The organism is Achromobacter maghribensis, assembly GCF_057334215.1.
The window spans coordinates 26,009-33,613 of sequence record NZ_JBHFII010000009.1; the positions used below are offsets into that span (position 1 = coordinate 26,009).

Consider the following 7,605-nt stretch of genomic DNA (forward strand, 5'->3'; position numbering starts at 1 on the left):
GGGCGGGGCCCGACTCAGACCAAGGGGTCTTCGGGGCTGGATTCCGCCGGCAGGGGACCGCCGGCCAGGACACGGACAAGGTCGATCACGGTCAATAGGCCCATGGCCATCGACGCGTACAGCGCCGCCGTGTTGAACACCGCCAGACGCATGCCCGTAACCGGCAGCACGGTGTCCATGCCGATCACCGTCTGCACCCAGCTGCCACGCGCCATCAGCCACAGCACCCACAACACCAACAGCTGGCAGAAGATGTGTGAGACGCGACGCGCCGCAGGGCCAAAGCGTTCAACCAGCATGGTCACGCCGATGTGCTGGTGGTCGCGCAGCGCAATCACGGCGCCCAGGAAAATCAGCCAGACGAAGGCCAGTCGGGACACTTCGTCGGATGCGTTGATGCCGGAATTGAACAGGTAGCGCAGCGCCACGTTGCCGAACAGCAGCACGACCATGACGGCTAGACAGGCCACCATCAGCCAGGTCTGTAGCGCAAAACACCAATCGGCGGCGCGGGCCAGCGGTGACCCGCCGCGCCGCCCGGAAGGGAAGGCTTGCATGTTTGTCTCCTACCCCGTTTTCCGGGGCTTTTTTCGCTTATGCTTTGGCGGATGTTAGCGCTAACATTTCAACTTTGGCAAGCCCCTGTTTTTTGCGTCAGACTACGCGCTTCCCACTCGACCACGAGGGCCAATGTCCGTCCGTAAACCTCGAAGTTCGCACGCTGGCCGCGTCACCATGCAAGAGGTGGCGCGCCGCGCCGGCGTCAGCGCCATCACCGTGTCGCGCGCATTGCGCACGCCGGACAAGGTGGCCGAAGCGCTGCGCCTGCGCATTGCGCGCGTCTGCCAGGAATTGGGCTATGTGCCCAATCACGCCGCCAGCGCGCTGGCGTCGGCGCGGTCGCAAACCATCGTGGTATTGATTCCGTCGTTAAGCAACGTGGTGTTCGTCGACATTATTTCGGGCATCAAGGAAGTGCTGGACCAGCATGGCTATCACATGCTGATCGGGGTGACGGGGTATTCGCCGGATGCCGAGGAAGCCTTGCTGCGCAAGTACCTGCAGCATTCGCCGGATGGGTTGATCTTGACCGGCATCGACCACAATCCCGGCACGTGGGCGTTGCTGCGCACGCAGCGGATGGCTACCGTGCATACGATTGAAACGCTGGCCGACGGCGAAGACATGAGCGTCGGCTTTTCCCAGTTCGACTCGGGCTACGCCGCTTGCCGTCATCTGGTCGAGCGCGGCCGCCGGCGTATCGGCATCATTGGCGCCCAATTGGACCCGCGTTCCTTGCGCCGTTGCGAAGGCGCGCGGCAGGCGTTGCGCGACGCGGGTTGCTACGACGCCACGCTGGAAATCATGACGCCCGAAAAATCCTCCATCAGCCTGGGCGCCTCCTTGTTGGAAACCTTGCGCCAGCAGCATCCCGATTGCGACGCCGTCTTCTTCTGCAACGATGACCTGGCGCAAGGCGCGGTGTTCCAGTGCGGCAGGCTGGGCGTGCGGGTGCCGGAGCAAATGGCGTTGATCGGCTTTCACGACCTGGCCGGTACGGCCTGGACCACGCCGCCCCTGTCCACCATTGCCACGCCGCGTTACCAGATCGGCGTGTCGGCGGCGGGGCTGCTGATGCAGCATCTGGCGGGCGAACCCGTTGCCCAGCGGCACGTGGACCTGGGTTTCACGCTGGTGCAGCGCGAAACCAGCTGAACGGGGGGCCTAGCTTGCGCGGCGCATGGCCAGAAAAACACCCGAAGCCATGATCAGCGCCATGCCCGCCAGCGCCAGACTGTCAGGGGGGCGCTGGAACCAGAATGTGCTGAACAGCACGGCCAGCAACAGCTGAAAGTAATTCAACGGCGCCAGCGTCGCGGCCGACACTCGCTGAAATGCGGCAATCAACAACACCTGCGCCAGTCCGCTGCATGCGCCCAGCGCGATGATGAGCGCGGTGTCGGCGGGCGTGGGCCAGGGATCAGGCAGGAAGAAGGGCGCTGGCAGCGCCGTGACGACCAGGCAGATGATGGCCGTGTACGCGTACTGCACCGGCCCGGGCACCTTGCCCGACAGCTTGCGCGTCAGCACCTGGAAGATCGCGTAGCAGACGGCCGACACCGCCATCAGCAGCGTGCCCAACAGCGGCAGGTCGGCGCCGGGCCGCACGATCAGCAGCATGCCGGCAAACCCTACGGCCACCGCTAGCCATTGCACGGGCCGCACGCGCTCGCCCAGCAACCAAGGCGACAGCGCCACCATGATGAGCGGCGACGTGAAGTAAATGGCGGTGGCCTCCGACAAGGGCATCCAGATCAGCGCGGTCATGAAGCAGGTGGCCACCGTGGCCAGTGTCACGCCGCGCAGCACCAATAACGGCTTTTCGGGCGCGTCACGCAGGCGCAGCCCGTTACCGTGACGCCACAGCATGAAGACCGCAAGCACGATCACCGCCAGATACCGCATCACATTCAGGAACGGCGCGGGGTAGCGTTCCAGCATGTGCTTGGACCCGGCGTCAAACGTGGCAAATGCCACCAGCGCGACGAAAAACAACAGGATCCCGGCGTTGCGGGCGGTGGACGAAGGCGGCAGGACAGCGGAGGGGATGGTGGACATGGCGGGGGACGGGCGTCAGGCGCCGCCGTGTCCCATGCCTTGCAGGAACGCATCCAGCGCCGGGCCGATCGCTTGCACCATGTAGCCGCCTTCCTGCACGACGACGGTGGGCACGCCCAGGCTGGCCACGCGCGCGCCGATATCGCGGTAGGCGTCGATGTCCAGCTTCAGTACGCTGATGGGATCGTCTTTGTACGTGTCGAATCCCAAAGCCAGCACCAGGGCTTCGGGCGCGTAACGGCCAAGCGCCGTCAACGCCGTGTCCAGCGCGGCCAGGAAGGGGGCGTTGCCGGACCCGTGCGGCAGGGGCAGGTTCAGGTTGTAGCCTTCGCCCGCACCGTGCCCGCGCTCTTCCGCATAGCCCGAGTAGAACGGGTAATAGGCGCCGGGATCCGCATGCAGCGATACGGTCATCACATCTGCCCGGTGATAGAAGATGTTCTGAGTGCCGTCGCCGTGATGCGCGTCCACGTCCAGCACGGCCACTTTGGACCAGGTCTGCAATAGCCGGCTGGCGGCCGCGGCGCTGCTGTTCAGATAGCAGAAGCCGCCCGCGCGGTCGCGGTGGGCGTGGTGGCCGGATGGCCGGCACAAGGCATAGGCCATGCCGCCGGTGCTGGCTACGTGATCGGCGGCGGCCACGGCGCTATGGGTAGACCGCAGCGCCGAGCGCCAGGTCTGGGGCCCAATCGGGCAGGACAGGTCGCTCAGGTAGTAGCCCGTCTGCGCCACGATGGACGGCGACGGGCAGGGGCCGCGGCCCGCTTGTTCGATGCGGCCGTTGTAGTACGGCGACAGGTTCGGCAGCACTTCAGGCCCCGGATCCACGCCGGGCGCCTTCTGCGATTGCCAGCGGGCGTAAGCCGTTTCCAGGTAGTTCAGGTAGTCGGCGCTGTGTATGTTCTCGAGCGGCTTGCGGCCGTAGTCGGCCGGCGCTTCGACCTTGATTCCCCTTGCCGCCAGCGCGCCTTGCAGGCTTTCGGCCCGCGACGGCAAGTCGGTGGGCGCGCTGAGGCGGCCCAACCGCATGAATTGCTGCGGGGTGTGCAGCAACTGCTCTTCCGAGAAAAACGCCTTCATGATGGTCCTCGCTGACGCGTCAAGCCTGCTTGATTTCGATTTCGACGAAAACGAACTCGGTTTCGCTGGGGTTGATGACGTTGTGCTCTACGCCAACGGGTCGATAGTAGGCGACGCCGGTCGTAAGCTGGCTGGTGATCGGGCCATCGGGGGTATCCAGCAGCAGGGGGCCGGTGGTTTGCGGCACCACCACGTAGTTCATGCCGTGGCGGTGCCAGCCGGTTTCCCCGCCCGGCGGAAAGCGCCATTCAGTGACGGTGACCTGGTCATTGTCGATCTGCACGGTGGGGACGGCTGCGGGGCGTTGCACGGGGGATTCTCCTGGTGTTGTGATCGGGGTCGCGGGACGTGTTCAGGCCATTGTGGCCTGAGTCGGATCCCAGTGTTGGCCGGGCACGGCGGCAATCAGTTGCCGGGTGTAGGCATGTTGCGGGTTATCGAAAATCTGCGCGGGCGAGCCGTACTCGACGACTTTGCCACGATGCATGACCAGTACCGAATTGCAGATCTGCGCGGCGACGCGAAGGTCGTGGGTGATGAACACCAGCGCAATCTTCAGGCGTTGCTGCAGGTCGTGCAGCAGTTGCAGCACCTGGGCTTGCACGGACACGTCCAGCGCCGATACCGATTCGTCGGCGACCAGGACCTTGGGCTCAAGCGCCAGGGCGCGGGCGATGCCGATGCGCTGCCGCTGCCCGCCCGAGAACTGATTGGGATAGCGGTCGAAAGCGGACGGGTCCAGCCCCACCAGCGACAGCAGTTCGCGCACCCGGGTTTCAGCTTGCGCGCGCGGCACGCCGTTGGCGACGGGGCCGTCGCTGATGATGCGCCCGACCGTATGGCGCGGGTTGAGCGACGCGAAGGGGTCTTGGAAGATCATCTGGATGTCGTGGCGCAGGGGCCGGAACCGCGACTCCGACATGGCGGCGATGTCCTGCCCATTGAAGATCAGCTGGCCACCATTGATACCGACCAGTTTCAGCAGGCACTTGCCGATGGTCGACTTTCCCGAGCCCGATTCGCCCACGATCCCCAGCGTCTCGCCGCGCCGGACGGCAAAGCTCACGCCATCCACCGCGTGCACCTCGCGCTTGCCGCCCAGCCAGCCGTGGCCGATCACATACGTCTTCTTCAGGTCCTTCACCTCGAGCACGGGGTGGTCGTCCGCCGCCGCAACGCGTTCTTCACCGCGGCGATGCGGCACTGCGGCAATCAGACGTTGGGTATACGGATGGCGAGGGCGGTTCAGCACCTCGTCGGCAGGCCCTTGTTCCACCAGCACGCCTTTTTCCATGACGGCGACACGATGGGCGATCTCGGCAACGACGCCGAAGTCGTGCGTGACGAACATCACGCCCATGCCTTTTTCCTTCTGAATGCGGGCGATCAGCGCCAGGATCTGCGCCTGGGTGGTGACGTCCAGGGCGGTCGTCGGTTCGTCGGCGATCAGCAGCGCCGGCTCAAGCGCCAGCGCCATCGCGATCATGACGCGTTGCCGCTGCCCACCGGACAGGCGGAAGGGGTAGACGTGATACAGGGTGGCGGGATCCGGCAAACCCACGAAGGCCAGCAGTTCCAGCGTGCGCTTCAGCCGTTCAGCGCCCGGGTAGGCGTTGTGGACGCGCATGACTTCGCTGATCTGGTCGCCCACCGTCATCAGCGGGTTCAAGGCCGACAGGGGCTCCTGGAAGATCATCGCCATGTCTTTTCCGCGCATGGCTTGCAGCGTGGCTTCGTCTTGCCGCAGCAGGTCCTTGCCGCGAAACAGAATGCGGCCTTGTTGCGGTGTCAGGTAGTCGGGCAACAAGCCCATGATGGCGTTGGCGCTCATGGACTTGCCCGAGCCCGATTCGCCGACGATGCACAGGATTTCTCCTGCCCGGATGTCGTACGACACGTCTTGCACGGCAAAGGGGCGGTCGCCGCCGCGGGGCAGGGCGATGCTCAGGTTCTGGATGGACAGCAGAGGCGTGGCTTCGGTCATGTCGGCCTCCTATTCGCCGCGCTTGCGCAGTTGCGGGTTCAGGGCGTCATTCAGCCCTTCGCCGATCAGGTTGATGGCCAGCACGGTCAGCAGGATCGCCACGCCGGGCCAGACGCTCATCCACCAGGCCTCGCGGATCATCGTGCGCGCGGCGCCGATCATGAAGCCCCAGCTCATCAGGTTACGGTCGCCCAGCCCCAGGAAGGACAGCGATGATTCCGTCAGGATGGCGGTTGCCACCATGAACGACGCCGACACAATGATGGGCGACATGGCGTTGGGCAGGATCTGGGTGCTGACGATGCGGGCGGGCGTCTGGCCGATGACAATCGCCGCCTGCACGAACTCGCGCTGCTTCAGCGTCATGAATTCCGACCGCACCAGGCGCGCCGCCGGTGGCCATGACACGATGGCGATGGCCCCCATGATGGAATAGACGGACGGGCTCAGGATGGCCACCAGCACGACCGCCATCGCCAGCTGCGGAATGGTCTGGAAGAATTCGGTGAAGCGCATCAGCGCATCATCCACGCGGCCGCCGCAGTACCCTGCGACGGCACCGACCAGGATTCCGAAGAGGAGCGCCACGGCGGTCGACAGAAGACCCACCATCAGCGACACCCGGGCGCCCCATACCAGGCCGGCCGTGATATCGCGGCCCAGCATGTCGGTGCCGAAGGGGTAGTCGGCATTGGTGAAGGGTGGAATCAGCGGGTCCGCCACCATCATCCACGGGGACTCCTCGTACAGCAGCGGGGCGGCCAGCGCCACGACAACCACGACAAGCATGATGGCAAGACCCGCCACCGCGCCGTAGTTGCGCATGTATCGTTGGGCGAATGACTTCATGCGGCGGCTCCTTGCTGCGCACCGGCGCCGATGCGCGGATCGATCAGGCGGTACAGCACGTCGGTCAGCAGGTTGAACACCACCACCATGATGGAGGTGACCAGGAAAATGCCCAGCAGCAGCTGGTAGTCGCGTTGCAACAGGGCGTCGAACATCAGGCGGCCGATGCCGGGCCAGGCGAACACGGTTTCGGTCAGCACCGCGCCGCCGGCCATCTGGCCCAGCTGGATGCCGGCGAATGTGATGACCGGCAGCAGCGCGTTGCGCAGCACATGGGTGCGGATGACGCGGCTGGGGCTCACGCCCTTGGCGCGCGCCGTCTTCACGAAATCCATGCCGATGACTTCAAGCATGGAAGCGCGCGTCAGCCGCACGTACACGGCCATGAAGAAGCAGCCCAACGTGATGGTGGGCAAGACCAGGTGCTGGGCGATGTCCGCCGCGCGCGCCAAGCCGGTCAAGCCGGAGCCCACGGTCTCCATGCCGAACGCCGGCAGCCAGCCCAGCACGACCGAGAACAGCAGAATGCCCATCAGCGACAGCCAGAAGAGTGGCGTGGCGTACAGCAGCAGCGCACCCGTCATGACCGAACTGTCGATCCAGCGGCGCTTGTTCCGGTAGCGGGCCTTTGCGGCGACGACGCCCAGGAAAACACCCAGCACGATCGAGAACACGAAGGCGCAGGACATCAACAGGAAGGTCGCGGGCAGGCGCTCCACGATCAGGTCCAGCACGGGCACGTGATTGCGGTAGGAAAAGCCCAGGTCCAGCTGGACCACGCCCTTCAGGTACAGCATCAACTGGGTCAGGATCGGCTTGTCCAGGCCGAAGGCCACGCGCAACTGATCGACATAGGCGGCGTCGCCCGCGCCGGCCTGGCCCGCCAGCACGGCGGCGGGATCCCCCGGCGCCAGGCGGATCAGGAAGAAATTGATGATCACCACGCCCAGCACGACCACCAGGGCCTTGCCGATGCGAGAAACAAGGAAAGACAGGAATTTCATGCTCTGGGTCCTCTCTGGACGGGCGCGGGCTGCCTGGGCAACCTCCGTCGCGCGGCCGGGATCCGGGGG

General features: G+C 65.3%; 8 protein-coding genes. 1 reads left to right on the forward strand and 7 read right to left on the reverse strand.

Features of this window, described 5'->3' with window-relative positions; genetic code table 11:
* Positions 1 to 14: 14 nt before the first annotated feature.
* On the reverse strand, positions 15 to 557 hold the full coding sequence (locus ACE039_RS03560) for a TRAP transporter small permease (protein ID WP_448709866.1): 543 nt from the start codon (positions 555 to 557) through the stop codon (positions 15 to 17).
* Between the two features lie 133 nt (positions 558 to 690).
* Here ACE039_RS03560 and gntR point away from each other — a divergent pair, with 133 nt between their 5' ends.
* Positions 691 to 1,716 carry an HTH-type transcriptional regulator GntR gene (gntR, locus tag ACE039_RS03565; RefSeq protein WP_313464219.1) on the forward strand — a complete coding sequence of 342 codons (1,026 nt, stop codon included), beginning with the start codon at positions 691 to 693 and terminating at the stop codon, positions 1,714 to 1,716.
* Positions 1,717 to 1,725: 9 nt separating this feature from the next.
* On the opposite strand, the gene ACE039_RS03570 is transcribed toward gntR, so the two are convergent.
* From ACE039_RS03570 to ACE039_RS03595, 6 genes are read right to left on the reverse strand one after another with little or no spacing between them, the layout of a single operon-like run.
* Positions 1,726 to 2,619, reverse strand: a complete 894-nt coding sequence (locus ACE039_RS03570; protein ID WP_485821699.1) for a DMT family transporter — start codon at positions 2,617 to 2,619, stop codon at positions 1,726 to 1,728.
* A gap of 15 nt (positions 2,620 to 2,634) precedes the next feature.
* Positions 2,635 to 3,699, reverse strand: coding sequence for a histone deacetylase family protein (locus tag ACE039_RS03575; protein ID WP_485821700.1), 1,065 nt, complete (start codon positions 3,697 to 3,699; stop codon positions 2,635 to 2,637).
* Positions 3,700 to 3,718: 19 nt separating this feature from the next.
* Positions 3,719 to 4,009 carry a cupin domain-containing protein gene (locus ACE039_RS03580; protein ID WP_105558828.1) on the reverse strand — a complete coding sequence of 97 codons (291 nt, stop codon included), beginning with the start codon at positions 4,007 to 4,009 and terminating at the stop codon, positions 3,719 to 3,721.
* A gap of 42 nt (positions 4,010 to 4,051) precedes the next feature.
* Positions 4,052 to 5,683 carry an ABC transporter ATP-binding protein gene (locus ACE039_RS03585; protein WP_485821701.1) on the reverse strand — a complete coding sequence of 544 codons (1,632 nt, stop codon included), beginning with the start codon at positions 5,681 to 5,683 and terminating at the stop codon, positions 4,052 to 4,054.
* Positions 5,684 to 5,692: 9 nt separating this feature from the next.
* Complete coding sequence (locus ACE039_RS03590; protein WP_105558830.1) at positions 5,693 to 6,532, reverse strand: ABC transporter permease; 840 nt, start codon at positions 6,530 to 6,532, stop codon at positions 5,693 to 5,695.
* Positions 6,529 to 7,536 carry an ABC transporter permease gene (locus ACE039_RS03595; protein WP_006226975.1) on the reverse strand — a complete coding sequence of 336 codons (1,008 nt, stop codon included), beginning with the start codon at positions 7,534 to 7,536 and terminating at the stop codon, positions 6,529 to 6,531. Before ACE039_RS03595 ends, ACE039_RS03590 begins: the two co-directional genes overlap by 4 nt.
* Positions 7,537 to 7,605 lie beyond the last annotated feature (69 nt).